General features: G+C 39.3%; 17 protein-coding genes and 1 pseudogene. 17 read left to right on the forward strand and 1 reads right to left on the reverse strand.

Annotated elements, in window-relative coordinates:
• Positions 1-192 precede the first annotated feature (192 nt).
• From V7164_RS20035 to V7164_RS20105, 15 genes are all read left to right on the forward strand, one after another.
• Positions 193-1,713 carry a class I adenylate-forming enzyme family protein gene (locus V7164_RS20035; RefSeq protein ID WP_335355039.1) on the forward strand — a complete coding sequence of 507 codons (1,521 nt, stop codon included), beginning with the start codon at positions 193-195 and terminating at the stop codon, positions 1,711-1,713.
• Positions 1,714-1,788: 75 nt separating this feature from the next.
• Positions 1,789-2,541: a response regulator transcription factor gene (locus tag V7164_RS20040; protein WP_335355040.1), complete on the forward strand. Its 753-nt coding sequence runs from the start codon at positions 1,789-1,791 to the stop codon at positions 2,539-2,541.
• A 125-nt stretch (positions 2,542-2,666) separates the two neighbouring features.
• Positions 2,667-3,788, forward strand: coding sequence for an XdhC family protein (locus V7164_RS20045; protein WP_335355041.1), 1,122 nt, complete (start codon positions 2,667-2,669; stop codon positions 3,786-3,788).
• 99 nt (positions 3,789-3,887) lie between these two features.
• Positions 3,888-6,302 carry a xanthine dehydrogenase family protein molybdopterin-binding subunit gene (locus V7164_RS20050; protein ID WP_335347131.1) on the forward strand — a complete coding sequence of 805 codons (2,415 nt, stop codon included), beginning with the start codon at positions 3,888-3,890 and terminating at the stop codon, positions 6,300-6,302.
• Between the two features lie 13 nt (positions 6,303-6,315).
• Positions 6,316-6,771: an SRPBCC family protein gene (locus tag V7164_RS20055; protein ID WP_335347132.1), complete on the forward strand. Its 456-nt coding sequence runs from the start codon at positions 6,316-6,318 to the stop codon at positions 6,769-6,771.
• Positions 6,772-6,788: 17 nt separating this feature from the next.
• Positions 6,789-7,664, forward strand: a complete 876-nt coding sequence (locus V7164_RS20060; protein WP_335347133.1) for an FAD binding domain-containing protein — start codon at positions 6,789-6,791, stop codon at positions 7,662-7,664.
• Position 7,665: 1 nt separating this feature from the next.
• On the forward strand, positions 7,666-8,172 hold the full coding sequence (locus V7164_RS20065) for a (2Fe-2S)-binding protein (RefSeq protein WP_335347134.1): 507 nt from the start codon (positions 7,666-7,668) through the stop codon (positions 8,170-8,172).
• A complete protein-coding gene (locus tag V7164_RS20070; RefSeq protein WP_335347135.1) occupies positions 8,172-9,728 on the forward strand; it encodes a class I adenylate-forming enzyme family protein in 1,557 nt (518 codons plus the stop codon). The genes V7164_RS20065 and V7164_RS20070 overlap by 1 nt, the downstream gene beginning before the upstream one ends.
• Positions 9,728-10,531 carry an enoyl-CoA hydratase/isomerase family protein gene (locus tag V7164_RS20075; protein ID WP_335355042.1) on the forward strand — a complete coding sequence of 268 codons (804 nt, stop codon included), beginning with the start codon at positions 9,728-9,730 and terminating at the stop codon, positions 10,529-10,531. The genes V7164_RS20070 and V7164_RS20075 overlap by 1 nt, the downstream gene beginning before the upstream one ends.
• A gap of 237 nt (positions 10,532-10,768) precedes the next feature.
• A complete protein-coding gene (locus V7164_RS20080) occupies positions 10,769-12,112 on the forward strand; it encodes an MFS transporter (protein ID WP_335355043.1) in 1,344 nt (447 codons plus the stop codon).
• 71 nt (positions 12,113-12,183) lie between these two features.
• Complete coding sequence (locus V7164_RS20085) at positions 12,184-13,650, forward strand: aldehyde dehydrogenase family protein (protein WP_335347138.1); 1,467 nt, start codon at positions 12,184-12,186, stop codon at positions 13,648-13,650.
• 16 nt (positions 13,651-13,666) lie between these two features.
• Positions 13,667-14,845 carry an iron-containing alcohol dehydrogenase family protein gene (locus tag V7164_RS20090; protein ID WP_335347139.1) on the forward strand — a complete coding sequence of 393 codons (1,179 nt, stop codon included), beginning with the start codon at positions 13,667-13,669 and terminating at the stop codon, positions 14,843-14,845.
• A gap of 30 nt (positions 14,846-14,875) precedes the next feature.
• A complete protein-coding gene (locus tag V7164_RS20095) occupies positions 14,876-15,706 on the forward strand; it encodes a R2-like ligand-binding oxidase (RefSeq protein WP_335347140.1) in 831 nt (276 codons plus the stop codon).
• 11 nt (positions 15,707-15,717) lie between these two features.
• Positions 15,718-17,109 (forward strand): UbiD family decarboxylase, encoded by a 1,392-nt coding sequence (locus tag V7164_RS20100; RefSeq protein WP_335347141.1) that lies wholly within the window; start codon positions 15,718-15,720, stop codon positions 17,107-17,109.
• A gap of 39 nt (positions 17,110-17,148) precedes the next feature.
• Positions 17,149-17,709, forward strand: coding sequence for a UbiX family flavin prenyltransferase (locus tag V7164_RS20105; RefSeq protein WP_335355044.1), 561 nt, complete (start codon positions 17,149-17,151; stop codon positions 17,707-17,709).
• Positions 17,710-17,965: 256 nt separating this feature from the next.
• Here V7164_RS20105 and V7164_RS20110 read toward each other — a convergent pair whose 3' ends face one another.
• Positions 17,966-19,582, reverse strand: coding sequence for an FMN-binding glutamate synthase family protein (locus V7164_RS20110; RefSeq protein ID WP_335355045.1), 1,617 nt, complete (start codon positions 19,580-19,582; stop codon positions 17,966-17,968).
• A gap of 397 nt (positions 19,583-19,979) precedes the next feature.
• Here V7164_RS20110 and V7164_RS20115 point away from each other — a divergent pair, with 397 nt between their 5' ends.
• Together V7164_RS20115 and V7164_RS20120 are read left to right on the forward strand one after the other, a co-directional pair.
• The gene (locus tag V7164_RS20115; RefSeq protein ID WP_335348324.1) at positions 19,980-20,957 is read left to right on the forward strand and encodes a ribose-phosphate diphosphokinase; all 978 of its coding nucleotides are present in this window, start codon (positions 19,980-19,982) and stop codon (positions 20,955-20,957) included.
• 180 nt (positions 20,958-21,137) lie between these two features.
• A pseudogene (locus V7164_RS20120) lies at positions 21,138-21,267 on the forward strand (isochorismatase); the annotation flags it as partial.

Here is a 21,267-nt window from a genome sequence, read left to right on the forward strand (position 1 = left end):
GTATATCATAGAAAATAAGTGATTATGAAGTATTTACCATTAATGGATTCGTCTCTCTAATAATAAAGAGATCCACTGTATTACAAATGGGGTGTTTACATAATTCTTAATATTCTATAATATTTACTATAATTAGGGTAGGGAAGTATGGGCTAGTTTTCCTACTTCCATTTGGATAAGGAGGAGAGCTTCTTGGACTTAAATCAAGCTTTTAATTATTCAGTTAAAAGGCATCCTAATAAAGTCGCTGTTGTGGATGGAAGCAAAAGATATACATACAAGGAACTGGAAAAGGAAGTTAATACGGTAGCCTTTTCCTTGAATAGTCTCGGTGTGAAAAAGAGAGATCGAGTGGCTGTGCTACTGAATAATCGTCTGGAGTCCGTTGTTTTATATTGGGCCATTCAAAAATTGGGGGCTATATTTGCTCCAATTAATATTCGACAATCTCAGGAAATTGTTCATTATTGTTTAGATGATTTAGAGGCTAGGTTTGTCGTTTACGGGAAATCAACAGAGAATTTAATTAATAGAAAGAAATTTATTGAACGCCCAATATTTATCAATATTGATGGAAATGGAGGCGATCTAAATTATCAGGAGTTAGTAAAGCATCCTGTGGAAGACTTTAATCCAAACCAAGTCAGTGAAAATGATTTATCCGTCATCCTTTATACATCCGGGACTTCTGGCAATCCTAAAGGTGTCCCGCGATCTCATCAAAATGAATATGCAGCAACCTTTGCTCACATCTTTCAATGTCAATATCAATGGTATGATACTACACTAGGTGTAATGTCGCTCTATCATACAATGGGACTTAGGTCACTCATTAGTATGATGATGTTAAATGGAACATTCATCGTTTTACGGGATTATGACCCATATGATGCTATTCAATTAATAGAGCAAGAGAAAATAAGTGTTCTATATTTACTCCCTAATATGTTTCATGATATTGCTGCCTTACAGGAATCAAAGAGGAACCATTTTGAGGGACTTAATACGATTGTTTATGCCGGTGCTCCAATGTCACCTAAATTAATTAATCAATGCCAAAAGGTTTTTCGTCCAAAGAAATTTGTCAACCACTACGGCAGTACTGAAATCTATACTTTTACATTTAGTGATCGGGTAATGGAGAAACCCGGTTCAGTCGGTAAGCCTGGAATCCATCAAAATATAAGAATTATAGAACCTGATGTACATCGCACAAAGTCACCAAATGATACGGTTCAAGAAGGTGAAGTAGGAGAAATCATTGTGCATTTGGGTTCCCCCGAATCTTTTAAAGGATATTGGAATAAACCTGATTCTACAAAAAGAAGCGTGAAAGAAAATTGGTATTATACAGGCGATTTAGGGTATACGGACCCGGATGGAGATTTAAATGTAGTAGGACGAATGGATGAGATGATCATTTATGCTGGAGACAAAATTTATCCGCTTGAGGTTGAATCTATTCTTTTAGAACATCCGAAGGTCCAGGAAGCTGTCGTTGTAGGAGAGCCTGATGAAAGATGGGGTCAGGTAATAGTGGCCTATATTGTTCCAATCGATCCATCCTTAACAGCTAATGAATTAGACCTTTTTTGTAAAAGACATCCTAAATTATCAAACTATAAAAGACCAAGAAAATACACCTTTCAGTCTTCCTTTCCAAAAACGGCAGTTGGGAAAATCTTGCGCAAAAAAATTAACATTCAATCTTAGAGAGTAAGCGTCAATTTTTAAAATTTTGTCATTTGAGCAATATTTTAAAAGTTACCATGATGGGGGGGTTAGCCTTTGCCAAATTTGTTGATTGTTGATGATGAATATGAAAGCCGCTATTTCCTTCGTGAGTTTATCCAATCTAGTGAATACAATTATTTTTCTGTACATGAAGCGGATACATATGAAAAAGGCCTTTTAATGCTTAAACAGCTAAAACCATCTATCCTCCTTATAGAAGTCTCATTACCAGAACATAATGGCTTAGAACTTGGAAAAATAGCAAAACAATGGGATCCGGGAATTTCTGTTATCATTCTTACACAGTTAAAAATATTTGAAAATGTGCAAAGAGCCATAAACCTTGGATTTTCAGCTTTTTTGTTGAAACCGGTGTTAAGAAGTGAACTCAAGCAAATCTTCGAACGAATAAGTATTTATAGCCTTTCGACAGAAACTAATTATTTCATAGAAAAAAATGAAGGACCTACTAATACAGATCTTGCAAATCCAATTGATTCGTCCATTCAATATATTCAAAAACACTTTAAAGAACCTATCACCTTAAATATGGTTGCAGATTCTGTCTACTTAAGCCCATCCCATTTCAGCCGGTTATTCAAGGAGGAAATGGGAGTAACTTTCATAGAATATTTGACCGAATATAGAATAGAACAATCGAAATCATTGCTTAAAATGACTTCTCTGCCCATTGAGGTTATAGCTAATCAAATGGGCTTTACAAGTGCTGGGTACTTTGCCACTACATTTAGAAAAAGTGAAGGCTGCACACCATCTAAATATAGAAGTATATTTGAAAAGGAGTAAATCTCGTAAAGGGATTTACTCCTTTTTTGATAAAATTTTAAAAGTTGAAAAGAGAAAATAGTATAACTGCAATGCTCGGATTACTTTTACAATTCGAATAAGCAAGGGAAAAGGGGTGAGATGCTTTGGTAATCACTGAATTAAAGAGATGCATAAAAAACAATCAAAAAGCAATATTAGCAACCATTATTGATAAAAAGGGCTCATCCTATCGCCAAGTTGGTGCAAAAAGTCTCATTCTATTAGATGGATCTAGCTTTGGTGTTCTCAGCGGCGGATGTATTGAACAAGATTTATTTGAGCACGCAAAGGAAGTTTTCGAAAAAGGTGAAGCGAAACAGATTGTGTATGACTTAAGACATGACGATCAAACACCTTGGGGATTAGGTGTAGGCTGTAACGGCGAAATTACGATATTGTTATCGCTCATAGATCCAGTGAATAAAAAAAGAGAAGTCGAGAAAATGATGAGTATAGTTAATCGGCAATATACAAGTGCAAAACCTTTTACGATTGGTACGGTTATCTCTTCAAATAATCATGAAGTAATTCCCCCGGGTTCTATTATAGAAACGATGGAATTGGATTTTGTGCATAATCCTCTAAATAAAGTGAACGGAATATTAGAAGACCAATCTTTGACGATAGATGGAAAAACAATTAATGTAACAATATTTTTGCAAACGATTTCACCAACACCCAGTATCATTGTGTTTGGAGCTGGACCGGATGCATGGTCGTTAACGAAGCAACTTAAACTGTTACATTGGCATGTCACTATTGTAGATCATCGCCCGGGTTATCTAAACAAGGGAAACTTTCCAAATGTCGATGAATTAAAATTAGTCTCACCTAGGGAGTTTCCGGAAGGGCTCGAACTGAATGAAAATTCTTATGCGGTTATTATGTCTCACCATTATGAACAAGATTTTATTTTTTTAGAAGGATTAATCCAGAGGGGAGCTGCTTATATCGGGTTATTAGGTCCTAAGAGAAGGTTTGAAAATTTAAAGAAAGACCTTCAAGCAAAAGGAGTCTACATTTCGCAGAATGTTGAAGATAATATACACTCACCAATTGGACTTGATATTGGATCAGAGACACCTGAAGAAATTGCATTAAGTATTGCCGCCGAAATCATGAGTCACAAAAACAAAGCAAGTCACCTGCCGCTAAAAAGGAAAAAGGGCTCTATTCATACAGCCATTTTTCAAAACCAGAATAGTAAATTAAAAGAATTGGTTTAATGATGTAAAGAGAAATTTGGACTGGATGTTAAGAACCTTCACTGGAAGAATTGATACATTTGAGGCCTAAATGAGCTTACTAATAAGGAGGCAAGGAGATTGAGCTATATAGGAAAACCGCTAAATCGTATTGAGGACGCAAGATTGGTGTCCGGGGAAGGCACGTATATTGATGACCTGTCCCCACTGCCAAATATTCATTATGCGGCGATTTTAAGAAGTCCGCATGCTCATGCAAGAATCAATCACATCCATACAGAAGAAGCTGAGAAACTGCCGGGTGTAATTGGTGTCGTAACCGGTAAGCAAGTAGCAGCATTAACGAAACCATTTCCGGTCGGTGTTAAGGTCGCTGTACAATACTATCCTATTGCTGTAGAAAAAGTACGTTTTGTTGGAGAAGCAGTTGTCGTAGTAGTTGCAAAAAATCGTTATATCGCTGAAGATGCTCTTGCATTAATAAAAGTAGAGTATGAAGCATTAGATCCTGTTGTCAATATCGAGGATGCACTTTCAGACAAGTCATCCGTTCTTCATGAGGAAGTCGGAAGCAATATTGTCAATCACCGCTTTTTTAATTATGGAAATGTAGATGAGGCCTTTAAAAATGCTGATAAGGTAATAAGTAGAAAGTTTAGTTTCCCAAAAGTAAGTGCAACACCTGTAGAAAATTATGGGGTGATTGCAAACTACACTAAAAGTGAGGGAGCCTATACGATTTGGTCAAACTTTCATGGCCCATTCACTCTTCATTCTGTTATGACAGCTGCACTAAACGTACCAAGTAACAGGCTTAGAATAATTACTCCAAAAGATATCGGCGGCAGTTATGGAATTAAATCAGGTGTATTTCCTTATATGGTCCTGATAGGGGTTGTATCTAGAATCTTAAACGTTCCTGTTAAATGGACAGAGGACAGGCAAGAACATCTAATGGCAAGTTCTAGCGGTACAGACCGTGTAACTTGGATTGATACAGCAGTCAAAAAGGATGGAACCATTATAGGTTTAAGAATGAAATATGCAGACAATGTCGGTGGATATATTCGTGCACCAGAACCTGCTTGTTTATATAGAACCCATTCCAATTCAACCGGAGCTTACAGGATACAGAATGTTGGAATTGAGGCAATTGCCGTTGTAACAAATAAAAGCCCAACTGGTCTTATTAGAGGATATGGCGGTCCGCAGCATTATTTTCCGCTAGAGAGAATGATGCAAATCATTTCAGATGAGCTGAACCTTGATGTATTAGAAGTTATTAAGAAAAACTTACTTACAAAAGAAGAATTCCCATATCAAACCGCATCCGGAGGAATCTATGATAGCGGGGATTATCATAAAGCTTTAAATCTTGCGCTAGAATCTATCGATTATGAAGGATTTAAAGTAAAGCAAAAAGAGGCTTTGAAGAATGGAAAATATTTAGGGTTAGGGTTTGCATGTATTGTTGAGCCGTCTGGTTCCAATATGGGATACGTCACTCTTGCATTGACACCAGAAGAACGCTCAAAGTCACTGCCTAAATCTGGATGTTCAGAAGGAGCAACAGTGTCCATCGATCCGCAGGGCGGGATAACTGTACGGATAAGTACGGTTCCAACAGGACAGGGACATGAAACAGTTTCTGCACAAATTGTTGCGGATACCCTTGGTGTTAATCCAGAGACAATTCGGGTAGTCGCTGAATTAGATACTTTAACAAGCCCGTGGTCTGTGGCATCAGGTAGTTACTCAAGCCGATTTGCACCAATTGGTTCGAGTGCCGTGTATCAAGCAGCTGAAAAGGTGAAATTAAAGCTACTGGAAATCGCTAAGAATCAACTAAATACAACGGTCGATGAGCTGGTTATCGGCGAAGGCAAGGTAAGTTTGAGAAATAACCCTGAAAAAAGTATTTCAATTAAGAGATTAGTAGGTTTAGCTCATTGGAATCCTGAAGGTCTTCCAACTGGTTTAGAGCCAGGGATTCATGAATCTGCTTTCTATACACTGCCAGCTGCGAAGTCACCGAACGAGATGGATTTAGTAAATGGTTCTGTAACCTACGGATTTGTTTTTGATGCCGTTGAGGTGGAAGTCGATATTGATACTGGTGAAGTGAAAATAATAGATTATACGACAATCCATGATGCTGGTAAGCTATTAAATCCAAAGATTGTAGAGGGTCAGATTATGGGAGGATTAGCACATGGCCTAGGTGCAGCGATGTATGAAGAACTTGCCTATGATGAAAGGGGCCAGTTTTTAACTGGTAGCTTTATGGATTATCTGTGCCCAACAGCAACGGAAATCCCTAAGGTGACCATTAAACATATTGAAACACCTTCACCGTTAACTCCTCTTGGAGCAAAAGGTTTAGGAGAAGGTAATACGATGAGTGCTCCAGTGGTTATTGCTAATGCCGTAACAGATGCATTAAGACCTTTTAACGTATCAATTGATCAGCTTCCATTATCGCCAAACCGGATATGGTCAAAAATTCACAAAAAAAATACTGTAAAAATTCAATAGGGGAGGAATTGTGATGAATGGAGAAGGCACTATTCAATTAAATGGAAAACTTGAAACTGTTTTTACTAGTTTACTAGACCCTGAGGTTTTAAAAAACTGTATTATGGGCTGTACCGAATTAAACAAGAAAGAGGAAAATGTCTATGTGGCGGATCTATCAGTTGGAGTTGCAGCAGTAAAAGGTAATTATGATGCAACTATCAGACTTTCAGACCTTCAGCCTCCGAATTCTTATAAGTTAATTGTCAACGGAGAAGGGGCACCAGGATTTGTCGATGCAGAAGCGGAGATTCAGTTAATCCCGATTGATGAAGAAAATACAGAGCTTAGATACACATATGAGGCGGCAGTTGGAGGGAAAGTTGCTGCAATCGGACAGCGTATGCTAGGCGGGGTAGCGAAACTGATTATTAAGGACTTTTTCAAAAAGATTAAAAGGGAGCTAGAAAAAGTAAATATTGCTGATTAAGAAAGGAGGGTACAAACATGAAACCAGCATCATTTACTTACCATTGCCCGTCAAATTTAGAAGAAGCTGTTAAGCTTTTAGATGAGTTTGGCAGTGAAGGGAAAATCCTTGCTGGGGGGCAAAGCTTTATTCCTATTTTAAATATGAGGATGTCTGAGCCAGGATGTCTGATTGACATTAATCAAATAAATGAGTTGAAGGGGATCCGGGTAGAGGACGGAATTGTAAAAATCGGTGCACTGACAACTCAAAGGGAATTAGAGCAGAATGAGGTTATCAGAAACCATATTCCAATACTTTCAGAAGCCACCCAATTTATTGGTCATGTTCAAACAAGAAATAGAGGGACGGTTGGAGGCAGTGTGGCCCATGCTGACCCAAGTGCAGAACTGCCACTATGTTTTTTGGCTCTTGATGCGGAAATTGTAATTGATAGTGTGGATGGCAGCAGGAAAACAAGTATAAATGATTTCTTCATTACTTATTTAACAACAGAACTGATGCCTGAGGAAATATTGACGGAGATTCATGTTTCACTTTCCCAGCCTTATGGATATGCATTTGAGGAATTTTGCAGAAGACATGGTGACTTTGCTTTAGCTGCAGCAGCCTGTTTACTATCCGTTGATGAGGCTGGAGTAATAGATCATGCGAGGATAGTACTAGGTGGGGTTGAGGCAATTCCGCTGCTGGCAGACGAAGCAATGGAATATTTAATTGGAAAAAGTCTTACAGAAGATACCCTTGAAAAGGCAGTTGAATTAGCGGTCATTCATGCAGACCCTGATGCCGATCTGCATGCCTCAAAGGAATACAGGCTCCATCTAACAAAAGTACTGACAAGAAAAGCACTGTTAAAAGCATACGATCGCGGATTAAGGAAGGAGGGTTAGTATGTCGAATCTCTCAATTCAAGATAAAATGAAAATCTCATTATCGATTAATGGAAAGGAGGTGGGAGCAGAAGCAGAACCTAGAAAGCTGCTTAGTGACTTTATAAGAGAAGACCTTGGCCTTACTGGTACACATGTGGGATGTGAACATGGTGTTTGTGGGTCTTGTACGGTGCTTTACAACGGTAAAGCTGTACGCAGCTGTTTAATGTTTGCCGTGCAGGCGAATGGAGCGGACATTCAAACCATTGAAGGATTGGCGAATGACGGGGAGCAGCACCCATTACAAAAATCTTTTACCGAATGTCATGGTCTTCAATGTGGCTTTTGTACACCAGGAATATTAATGTCATCTGTAGAGCTTATGAAAAGCAGTGAAGAGCCTTCTAGACAAGAAATAAAGGAAATGCTCTCAGGGCATCTTTGCCGGTGTACAGGTTACACGGGAATTATTGAAGCAATCGAAAAAGCATGCAAACAAAATGAATGTACAGTAGGTGAATCTTAATGGATCTTGGAACATTGTTTGAATTTGCGGTAAATCGATTTCCAGATAAAACAGCTATCGTCCAAGATGATCAACGCTTTTCCTTTAGGGAATTTAATCAAGGAATTAATAAGCTTGCGTATTCCTTGCAAAAGAATGGGATAGAAAAAGGAGACCGAGTGGTTATTATTTTGAAAAACCGCTTGGAGACTGTCGCACTTTATTGGGCCATTCAAAAGCTTGGAGCTATTTTTACCCCGATAAATTTCCGTTTGTCAACAGAGGAAGTCGCCTATTGTGTGAATAATGCGGATGCTAAAGCTGTCATTTATGAACCAAGCAGCCAAGACGCAGCATTGAAAGGAAATTACACGCATAAGCCGCTGTTAATCAGTGTATTAGGGGCAGAGGGTGCTGATTTAACGTATGAAGAACTCCTAGGCCACGATCAAGAAAATTTTCATCGGCCAGCCATTCATTTTGATGATATTTGTTTAATGCTATATACATCAGGTACGACGGGGAAACCAAAAGGAGTTCCAAGAAGTCATAAAAATGAATACAGTGCGGCCATTGCTCACATTATTCAAAATCAATATGTCCCTCATGAGGGTACATTGGGTGTAATGCCGCTTTATCATACAATGGGTATGCGTTCTCTATTATCTATGGCTTTCATAAATGGAAAATTAGTTATGATTCCTGACAACAACACACTTAAAATGCTGACAGAGCTAGAGAAAGAAGAAATAAGCTGTGTATATTTAGTGCCTACCATTATTCATGATTTGTTAAATCATAGTGATTTTTCTATGTTCAATTTACAGAAACTTCGGAAAATAGGCTATGCCGGTGCATCGATGACAACGGAGTTAACAAAGGACTGCTACCGGAAGCTGAAACCGGATGTGTTTGTGAATCACTATGGCAGTACTGAAGTTTATACTTTCTCAATTTGCGATTATTTGGATAAAAAGCCGGGATGTGCAGGTAAAGCAGGCTTCCATCAACAGTTGAGGGTTGTAATACCTGACCCAGATGGTTACTCAACACCTAATGATCTTGTTCCAAAAGGTACTCCAGGCGAAATCATTGTCAATATCGACTCGATTGAAGCATTTAAGGGCTACTGGAATCGACCAGATGCGGATAAAAAGGCTATTAGAGATGGCTGGTATTTTACTGGAGATATGGGCGAAATGGATGAGGACGGAGATTTGTATGTTGTAGGGCGTGTAGATGACATGATTATTTCCGGAGGTGAAAACATCCATCCTCTCGAGGTGGAAGATGTCCTGACATCCCATCCGGAAGTTTTAGAAGTAGCGGTTGTTGGTATACCAGATGAACGATATGGCGAAAAGGTTGTTGCATTTGTAGTAGATAGAAATAGAAAACTTTCGGTTGAGGAATTGGATCAATACTGTAAGGCATCCGGAAACCTAGCCAACTTTAAGCGGCCAAGAGAATATTATTTTGTGAAAGAGATTCCGAAAAGCCCGGTTGGAAAAATTTTAAGAAGAAAATTGAAAGAAAATTATAAAAGCTATACAACTAAAGAGGAGAGTGTTAGTTAATGACAACAATTAATAAAAACAATACTTATCAATGGGATCACATTCTGGTAGAAAAAAATCTGGAAGCACAGACAGCAACAATTATTTTAGACCGTCCAGAAAAAATGAATACGTTAAGTTTTATTGCCCGCTCCCACCTGAATCAAATTTTTAGTGAATTAAATCAAGATGATGATGTGAAGGTCATTGTGATTAAAGGGGCTGGAGAAAAAGCATTTAGTTCTGGCGGGACGATTTCAGAATTCATGGAGCAGCATCCTTCTGTACTTTCTGAATTACATGTGAATGTGGCAGCACCGGAACGATCTCCAAAACCAGTTATTGCCCAATTACAAGGCTATACTTTTGGTGTAGGACTTGAAATTGCTATGGCTTGTGATTTCCGTGTAGCAGCAGACAATACTTTATTAGCCTTGCCGGAAATCAATCTTGGCATGATCCCTGGAAGTGGCGGATCACAGCGTATTGCAAAAATTGCAGGTATTGGACGTGCAAAAGATATGATTATGAGAGGACGACGTATTCCAGCGCATGAAGCACACCAATGGGGCTTGTTAACTACAGTAACCAGCCCAGAAAACCTAGATGAAGAGGTAGACAAGCTTGTGGCAGATCTTACCAGACTTTCACCAATGACACTTAAGGTATTAAAGCGCGTCATAAATGCTTCCCAGGATACTTCATTAAGTATGGGAATGGAAATTGAAGGCTTTGCTTATGGAATGCTTCGTTCAACAGAGGATTTTAATGAAGGCGTTCAGGCTTTCGGAAATAAAGTTAAACCTAACTTCAAAGGGAAATAATCGTTTACTCTGAAATTTTCAGCCACAGCAGTCGAAACGTATGAAATTATGCACAATATGATAACAGCTATGACCAATATTTAATCCATACATCAAGGCTGTTGTGGCAGAAACTTAAAAGTTTCTAGTCATAGACTTACGTAAATTTTTCAAATATTTATGACTGAATATTCGTTGTTATTAGAAATAGAGTTGGGCTAAGGTTGTTAAAAATTATCAATATAGGGGGAAGAACTTATGTCAAATTCGGCACTTTCAAAAGATACTACAGACCTGCCCAATCAGAAGGGCAATAACCGGCAATTTGTTTCAGCTACAATGGCATCACTTTTAGGGTGGTCCTTCGACCTTTATGACCTCTTTATTCTTTTGTATGTAACTCCTACGATTGGAGCATTATTTTTTCCTAGCAGCAACCCGACCATCTCCCTGGCAGCTGTTTACGCTTCCTTTGCTGTTACATTGTTAATGCGGCCGCTCGGATCTGCCATTTTTGGTTCATATGCCGATAAAAACGGAAGGAAAAAAGCGATGACTGTCGCCATTGTCGGGGTCGGATTAAGTACCGCAGCCTTTGGGCTTTTGCCAACAGTGCCGCAAATTGGGGTGTTTGCTGCCGTCATCTTCCTACTTCTACGTTTAGTGCAAGGCATATTTGTTGGTGGTGTTGTTGCATCTACTCATACCATTGGAACTGAATCAGCACCTCCTAAGTTAAGAGGATTAATGTCTGGCCTTATTGGCGGTGGTGGAGCAGGTTTAGGAGCTTTGTTCGCCTCTATCACATTTTCTATCGTTTCCTACTTTTTTCCTGGTGAGGCATTTAGTGAATGGGGATGGAGGGTCATGTTTTTCACAGGTCTTATCGGATCTATAGCTGGCCTCTTTGTTTTCCGCACCCTTGATGAGTCACCTTTATGGAAAGAACTTCAAAAAGAGAAAAAAGGTAAAAAGCAGGATCAATCGATAAATCAAAAACCGGTTAAGTCTTTATTCACAACCTATTTGCGAGTATTGCTGGTGAATCTCATGATTGTTATCGGAGGTGGGTCCGGTTATTATCTCACTGCAGGTTTTATTCCGACTTTCTTAGAGATTATTAATGGGGTATCACCAGCGACTAAATCCGGAATTCTCATTGCTTCAAGTATCGCCACGATTATTTCAGCGCTTATTTTTGGACATTTAAGTGAAATAATCGGAAGAAAGAAGACTTTCTTGTGGGTTGGATTTTTAAATATCGTCGGGCTTCCATTCTTTTATCTTACATTAGCTAATGCAACAACTATTCCTTCGATTTATTTCTATACCATTTGTTTAGTATTCCTTGGAAATGCAGCTTATGCTCCCGTTTTGATTTTTCTAAATGAACGTTTTCCAACTTCCATTCGATCAACAGGTACCGGACTTTCATGGAACATGGGATTTGCCGTTGGCGGTATGATGCCGACTTTTGTAACATTAGCGAGCGGGTCAATTCAAAACATTCCATATACTCTCATGTATTTCTTCATTGGTATTTATCTGATTTATATTATTGGAAGCATTATCATACCGGAAACGAAAGGAAATTTAAAATAGGAAGGTATTTAAGGAAGAGGGAATACGATTTCCTCTTCCTTAAAAAATGACTTTTAGTAAGGAGGAAAAAAATGACAACAGCTGTATATAGGAAAACACCCGTTTATTACAACTATATTGGCGGAGAATGGGTTGAGTCTTCGTCAAAAGAAATGATCGAATCGTACAATCCCGCAACAGGTGAATTAGTTAGCTATTCTCAAAAGTCAAATGTGAATGATGTGAAAGAAACGATCAATAGGGTGCACCAAACATATCTGCAGAGTGATTGGTCTGTAAATCCGAAGCGGCGCTATGAAGCGCTGCTTGGTTTAGCTCAGAAGATGACAGATCGAAAGGAAGATTTGGCACGAATTTTGACGATGGAACAAGGTAAAACGATTCGCGAATCTCGGATTGAGATTTCCGGCTGTATAGATACGCTTAAATATTTTGCCGGAGCTGCCCGTACAGTTTTTGGACGTTCCATTCAATTAGAGCCAAATAATCTTGGGGTAATCGTTAAAGAACCGATTGGAGTAGTGGGGATTATTTCACCGTGGAACTGGCCGGCTCTTTTAATGGTTCGAGAACTGGCACCAGCACTTGCTGCTGGTAATGGTGTAATTGTAAAACCAGCGAGCTTAACCCCATCCATATCAGTTGAGATCTTTAAATTGATCGATGAGGTACCTGAATTTCCAAAAGGGATTGTTAGCATCATCACTGGTCCTGGAAGTTCAATTGGAGCCGCTATGGCGACAAGCGATAAAATTGATATGATCAGTTTCACTGGTGATACATCTACTGGAAAAAAGATTATGGAAATGGGTGCAAGCAATATTAAAAAGGTTGCATTGGAGCTTGGAGGCAAATCACCAAATATTGTGTTTGCTGATGCAAACCTTGATAAAGCAATTCCTATCATCGGCAAGTCTATATTTATTTCCGCAGGCCAAATTTGCATGGCAGGTTCAAGAGTATTAATACACGAATCGATAAAAGATGAGGTAGTAGCTCAGTTAAAGGATTATGCAGAAGGTCTCCAAGTAAAAAATGGGATATTGGAAAGTTCAGACATGGGTCCTCTTTCTTCGAAAAGCCAGCTGGAAATCGTAGAGAAGTATTGTGAAATTGGCAGACAGGAAGGAAGAATTATTACCGGCGGATACCAATTAACTGGAGGAGACTATGACATGGGATACTTTTTTAGCCCAACGATCATTGATGATATTCCAGCCAACTGCCGAGTGGTAAAAGAGGAGATTTTCGGGCCAGTTCTTGCTGTCCAAACTTTCTCCACTGATGAAGAAGCATTAGAACTAGCTAATGATAGCGACTTCGGTTTGTCTGCCGGTGTGTGGACTTTGGATTTAAACCGAGCAATGAAGATGTCTAGGGGAATCAAGGCGGGTACTGTATGGATTAACACGTACAATAAGAACTTTCCGGAAGCCGAATTTGGGGGTTACAAGCAAAGTGGTCTAGGAAGAACTAGAGGGATCGATGGATTGATGGAATATTGCGAAACAAAACACGTTCATATAGAAACTGATTAACAAAGGAGGCCATTTAATGAGTTTAAGTAGTACGTATAAAGCAATTGATTTTGAATTCTCATTTCATTTACCAACTTTAATTGAATTTGGTTACGGTAAAGCTGCACTCCTTGGAGAAAGGCTCTGCCAACTTGGTGTAAAGAATGTTTTTTTGGTTAGTGATAGGGGTGTGGAATCTGCCGGGATTTTGCAGAAAATAACACATTCCTTCATGACTTCCAATATTCAATACGAAACATATTTAGAAGTGGAAGCTGATCCAGGCCTCGAGACGATAGATAATGGTGCAAAAGTTTTTGCATCAAATGCTTATGATTGCATCGTGGCAGTAGGTGGAGGAAGTGCTATTGATACCGCAAAAGGAATCCGAGTAGTAGCTAGTAATGGTGGAAGTATTGGTGACTATGCTGGTGTTGATAAAATTGGTGAATCTCCTTTAATTCCGTTGATTGCGGTACCTACAACTTCTGGAACAGGGAGTGAAGTTACTATCTTTGGAGTTTATTCTGATTGGGCAAAAAATGTCAAGGTGACGGTTACCAGTCAGTTTATGGCTCCTACTATTGCTCTAGTCGACCCCCAGCTAACGATGAACTTGCCACAAAAAATGACCGCTGCCTCAGGTATCGATGCACTTGCACACGGAATTGAATCATATTTCTCACTGAGGTCTCGTCCTGCATCTGCAGCTCTTGCACTAGAAGCGATCGAAATTGTAGGGAGTCATCTCCGGCGATCGGTAAATAACGGGGAGGATGAAGAAGCTAGGTGTGGAATGTCTCATGGGAGCCTGCTTGCAGGAATGGCTTTTAACAATGGTTTTCTTGGCTTAGCCCATGCAATTGGCAGTGCACTTTCAGGTCATTGTCACGTTCCACATGGAGTTGCCATAGGTTTATTGCTTCCACATGTTGTGGAATTTAACTCATCTGTCCGTCCAGATAAGGCTGCGAAAATCGCTGAACTATTGGGAGTAAAGGCAGAGAGTGAAGACCAATTACAAACACATGCCGCATACGCAGTGGCAAATCTGGTTAAAGATATCGGACTTCCAACTCAATTAAGGGATGTCAATGTACCTGAAGAAAAGCTTAGTGACATTGCAAGGGATTCATTTAAAAGCGGAATGATGAAATTTAATCCGCGCCAGCCAACTGAATCAGAAGTGTTTGAGCTATTAAAACGTGCTTATTAATTTTAAATTTCAATAATGGAGGTTTTTTTAATGAGCGAAGTATTGATTACTGATCTTGAAAAAAGCACAGCAGAAGTCGCATGGAATTTATATCGAAAGGCAATTCGATTTGGAACATGGGATCCCGCAACCATTGATTTAAGCCAGGATAAGAAAGATTTTGAATCATTGGATCGGGACTTGCAGGATTATCTTATCCATTTCTGTACGGGGTTTTTAGATGCGGAAGAAAACGTTGCATTAAAGTTTTGCCCATGGATCATGCTCGGAGCTAGTACTGAAGAGCAGGCATTCCTCAGTACTCAATTATTGGAGGAATTTAAGCACACAGAGTTCTTTATGCGTTATTTCAGTGAAGTATTGGGTCGTGAACGTATTCCAGGCGTAAAAAACCTAGTTCAACAAAAGCTCGATGAACGTGCCAAACAGATGCTGGCTGCACTGGAGGCGGGACCGGAAGAAAGGGAAGCAGCCCTTGTGGAAGGATTAACACACTACCAAGGAATAATCGAAGGTGTTCAGGCTATGTCAGGATATGATGTCTTTGAAGCAGTTTACGGCAATAAAGGATTGTTCCCGGGACTGGCGGAAGGATTTTCAAGAATTAAAGAGGATGAAGGACGGCATGTAGGTTTCGGGCTACGTATGTTAAAGCTGTTGGCTAGAAATCCGAAACATGCAGAGAGAATACGTGCCATTTACGATGAATATCTTCCATTTATTCTTATCCGTTATGACCAGCAAATTATCGTTGATGGGCGTGAAGTGCCAACGCCGCCGGAAGTGCGGGGGCGTGAACGATTGACGAAACTATTTAATCGACGTTTAAAGGATATTTTCGGGGAATTAGTTAAAAATTAGGGGGTCATAATATGAGAGCTAAGTCTCTGCGTACCTGGCTTGAATACCTGCAAAAAACCGATAGGCTAGCAGTCATAGATAAAGAAGTCAGTCTACAATTTGAAGTTGCTGCACTTACGAAAAAGCTGGATGGTAAAAAAGCAACTTATTTTACTAGAGTTGAAGATTATGAGATTCCTGTTGTATCAGGAATTTGTTCAACTAGGGAACAATTTGCGGAGGCACTTGAAACTGACCAATATGAATTACTCTCAAAGTTTTCTCAGGCGGTCTCTTCCCCTGTGAAATGCCGTCATATAAATAAAGAGGATGCGCCGGTTAAAGAAAACATCATCTTGGATGATATTGATTTAGATGCATTTCCTATCCCCGTCCACCATGAAATGGATTCAGGCAAGTATATTACTGCCGGACTATTGATCGTGCGCGATCCGGTTACTAGAAAACAAAATGTTTCTATCCATCGCTTGCAGGTCTCGGGGAAGGACAGATTGGGCGTACTGCTGCTGCCACGTCATGCTTACCATATATTTAAACAGGCAGAAGATCAAGGCAAACCTTTAGAGTGCGCGATCGTTATAGGTGTTGATCCAGTTACACTACTTGCTTCTCAGGCCAGCACTCCTTTCGGGGTTGATGAGCTGGAAATTGCAAGCGCCCTCCTAAGTGAACCACTTGAAGTGGTTAGATGTGAAACGGTGGATATTGATGTTCCTGCTTATGCAGAGATTGTGTTAGAAGGGAAAATTCTTCCGAAAGTTCGTGAACCTGAAGGACCATTCGGAGAATTTCCAAAATACTATGGTCCGAGAGATGATAAGGAAGTAATTCAGGTCACCGGGATTACGCACCGGAACAATCCCATCTTCTATACGATTGTTCCTGCCGGATATGAACATTTACTTTTAGGCGGTATTCCTCGGGAAGCGAGTCTCATTCAAAGTGTACGTCAAACGGTTCCTTCAGTGAAGGCGGTACATATGAGTCCTGGAGGAACATGCAGGTATCATGCTGTTATTTCGATTAAAAAACGAAATAAAGGCGAGGGTAAGAATGCGATCATTGCTGCTTTGGCGAACAGCTTCGATATCAAACACGTAGTCGTGGTCGATGAAGAGGTTGACATATTTAATATGGAAGAAGTAGAATGGACCATTGCCACACGTTTCCAAGCAGAAACGGATTTAGTCGTGATTAACGGTGCACAGGGATCAAAATTGGACCCTTCAACTGATGATGGATTTGGATCCAAGATTGGTTTTGACTGCACAATCCCTTTAGACAGCGAACCGATGCGGTATAAACGCATTCATATTCCAGGTTTTGAAGAGATGAACGTTGATAAGTATATAAATAAAGATTCTTTAGGATTACGAGCGCAGCATTTGGAGCAAGAAAAGTAGGTATATGCACATTCTTCTAGTAATGAATGGGGGATATCAATGAAATTGATTGTTGGAATATCCGGGGCAAGCGGTGCGATTTATGGAGTCCGTATACTTGAAGCATTAAGAACTGTAAATGTAGAAAGTCACCTTATTATTAGCGAGACAGCAAGAACGACCATTGAATACGAAACAGATTATAGCCTTAAAGATGTTTTCGAGATGGCAACGAAAGTTTACGATAATAACAATCTGGGAGCAGCTGTTTCCAGCGGATCATTTAAAGTAGATGGGATGGTTGTTGCCCCATGTTCCATAAAGACACTATCCGGAATCGCTAACAGCTATAATGAGGATCTGCTTACCAGGGCAGCCGATGTAAGTCTAAAGGAACGAAGAAAATTAGTATTAATGGTTAGGGAGACCCCGCTTCACCTGGGTCACATAAACCAAATGAAAACGGTCACACAAATGGGTGGGGTTATTCTTCCGCCAGTACCATCATTTTACCACCTTCCGAAATCAGTTGATGATATCATTGACCAGAGTGTGCAAAAAGCTTTAGATCAGTTTGACATTGAGGCTAATCTATTTAATAGATGGGTTGGAATAAAGTAAAATAGTAAAAGAATTGGGACGGGGAGGGGAGGAAACCTTGTCCCGTTTATTTTCTAATAAAACAATTTAGACTTGATTTTTATATATATTAAGGGGTAAACCCAGATTGGAACGTACATTGGCACTTTTGATATACACTTTGATTTAGTTTGGAAAGGTGGAGAATGAGTCTAGTTGTCTAGGTTTATTTAACTTTTGAAAAAACTATAAGAAGAAAAAAGTCTGCTACAATCTTATGTAACAGACTTTCTCTTATTTATGAAATAGAAATGAGTTGTTTTTTATCATCATTTTGTTTTACATGCTCAATCGTTTTTACATGAAAGTTTTGATCTACAAATACGACATGTTTTTCATTGAATTGTCTAGGTGATGTCAAACCTGCAGCTGCTGCTAGCGTAAACAATTCTTCACGAAGCGTTGTTATATAGTTTGTCACCCGGTATCTTTTCTCTTCTATGACTAAAGCTTTTTGAAGCTTTGGATTTGTTGTGGCCACTCCTACTGGACATTCGTTGGATTGACATTTTTGGGCACCGATACATCCGACTGAAATCATCAAGCCTCTGGCAACGTGTACAATATCTGCTCCAAGAGATAGCGCAATGGCAATTCGATCTGGAGAGAATAATTTACCGCTGGCAATTAACGTGACTTTGTCTCGCATATTATATTTCTTCAATACTCTTTGAGCTATCATTAAAGCAGGTTTAATTGGGAGTCCGACAGAATCAGCCATTGCTTGATAAGTCGCTCCAGTTCCGCCTTCTCCGCCATCAATGGTGATGAAATCAGGGTATCTTTTCATAATCGCCATATAAGCAGCAAATTCTTCAAATGTTTCTTCACTGCCGATGACCATTTTAATTCCGACAGGCTTACCGGATTCGTCCCGTATTCTTTCAATAAAGTCCATCATGGAATCCAAATCATCGAATTCCTCAAAACGGTTCGGTGAATCAATGGTTTTATATGGTTCTACTCCTCGGATCTCAGCAATTTCAGGCGTGACTTTTGAACCTTCAATGTGACCACCCCGAATTTTCGCCCCTTGCCCTAGTTTTATTTCAAAAGCCTTCACTTGTGGATTGCTTGCTTTTTCACGAAGCAAATCATATGAAAAGCTTCCGTCAGGATTTCTAAATCCAAACTTCGCTGGGCCAATTTGGACCATAATGTCTGCTCCGCCTTTTAAATGGTGGGGCGATAGTCCGCCTTCACCTGTATTCATATAGGCACCTGCGTCTTTCAAACCATAGGAGAGTGCCGAAATCGCATGATCGCCAAGGGCTCCGTAGCTCATTCCGCTCATGGCCACAGGGCTTTTGATCGTGAATGGATAGCGGCAGGAGTCTTTTCCTATAATAATCTTATCTGCATCTGTATAGTGCCACGGCTTTATTTGAGCTTGCTCTCGATGCTCATGACGGGAAAAAAGTGTATCTTTATCCTCCACATATTTATGTGTAATAATAAGGTTTTCATTATCAGCTTGTAAATCTGTGAGTTGTTTCGCAAAAAATGCATTTCGAATATAAAAACCGGGTTTGTCAAAATCGCGCTTGCTTCCGAAAGCAATGATGTTTTTAGCGTATTTCCCTGATTTCACAATATAATGAAAGTCTAGTCGTGAAAAAGGCTTAGCTTCATGATCTCCTTCAAAAAAGTACTGTCTTAACTCTGGACCAATATGTTCGGAAAGATACCGAATACGAGAAAGGATAGGGAAATTTCGTCTGATTGAGTGCTGAGTTTGTGACAAATCCCGCTTTCTAATGACCAATACTGAAACCAATACAATAAGAATCAGTAATAAGGTGACGATAAAAAGGACTGATACCCCAATTATCATGATGTTGCTAAAAGTGCTCATTTCTACACTTCCTCCTAGGATTTTTGAAAAAAGTAATAAGAATTCAAGCTTGGTACTACTTCGGAAGTAGTCTCACAAACTACCATACAATAATGCAAGAAGTATGCCAAGTCTAGTTTTATAGGGATATATGTTGTACAATGATTTATTATGTGATTCACATGCAAGACTTTTTTGCTCTATAATAGAGATTTTGCGCAAAATTTACTTGCGTACTAGTGTTTTGTATTGGTGAAAATAGGTTTTTCTAATAGAAGAAAAGGCAGCATCGTATTGAGCCACTCGCTGTTCGTTTATTTCTATTTAAATGAGGTACATTTCATTGGTTTGCATAAGCAGTTAAAGCTTTCTTCATAACTACATTTCATGTAATATAAAGTAATGATAATAACCAAAAATGATAAAATACCTTGGAGGTAAAACGGTGTCATACATACTAAAAGACAATTTCAAAATGTTTACCTTAAACTCAAATCGTGAGCTTGCTGAAGAAATGGCACAGGTTCTAGGTTGTGAGCTTGGGAAATGCTCAAGCAAACAATTCAGTGATGGAGAAATTCAAATTCAAATTGAAGAGAGTGTCAGAGGAAGTGAAGTATTTTTAGTTCAATCGGCTTCAGAGCCTACGAATGAACATATAATGGAACTCCTTATTATGATTGATGCTTTAAAAAGAGCTTCTGCTAAAATGATCAATGTTGTAATGCCTTACTACAGCTATGCGCGTCAAGATCGAAAAGCCCGTTCTAGGGAGCCCATTACAGCTAGGCTCATTGCTAACCTATTGGAAATGGCAGGAGCAACTAGGATCCTGACAATCGACTTCCATTCTCCGCAAGTGCAAGGCTTTTTCGACAAACCCGTGGATCATCTAACCGGAATTCCAATTCTGGCTGATTATTTTAAGAAAAAGGCATTGGATGATCTTGTCATTGTGGCCCCGCATAATGGAGGAGTTGTTAGGGCAAGAAAGATGGCTAATTTGCTCAATGTGCCACTGGCCCTTATTGATCGCCGTCGTCCTGAGCATAATGAAACGGAAATCATGCACATTATCGGAAATATTGAAGGGAAAAACGCCATTATTATTGATGATTTAATTGATACAGCTGGAACCATTACGACTGGTGTTCATGCTTTAATCGAGAATGGAGCAAAAGCGGTATACGCCTGCTGCACCCATGCACTTCTATCGGGCCCTGCTATTGAACGGATTGAGTCCTCACCCATTAAAGAATTAGTAGTTACGAATACAATTAAGCTGTCTGAAGAAAAACGAATAGATAAAATTACTTTATTATCTGTTGCTCCATTACTTGTAGAAGCAATCGATCGTATTCACAATGAAAAAGCTGTGAGCCCATTATTTGAATAAAGATAAGGATTTATGTATGAAAGGAAGTTGATGTTTTCAACTTCCTAATTTTTTTTCTAAAGATTAAGGGTCAATCAAATTCAATAACCTACTCAATTAGTTGAATATTAAGAAACGCAAAGATAAGATTGAATTGGAAGATGAATGAAAGTAATCAAAATAGTAGGAGTGTGCATAGCTATGAAAAAGGCATTAATTAATGTAGATTACACCTATGATTTTGTTGCAGAAGACGGCACATTAACATGTGGAAAACCCGGTCAAGCTTTAGAAGAGAGAATTACAGAAATCACAAAAGAATTTATAGAAA

It is taken from the genome of Bacillus sp. JJ1474 (assembly GCF_036965225.1).
Lineage (GTDB): Bacteria > Bacillota > Bacilli > Bacillales > Cytobacillaceae > Cytobacillus.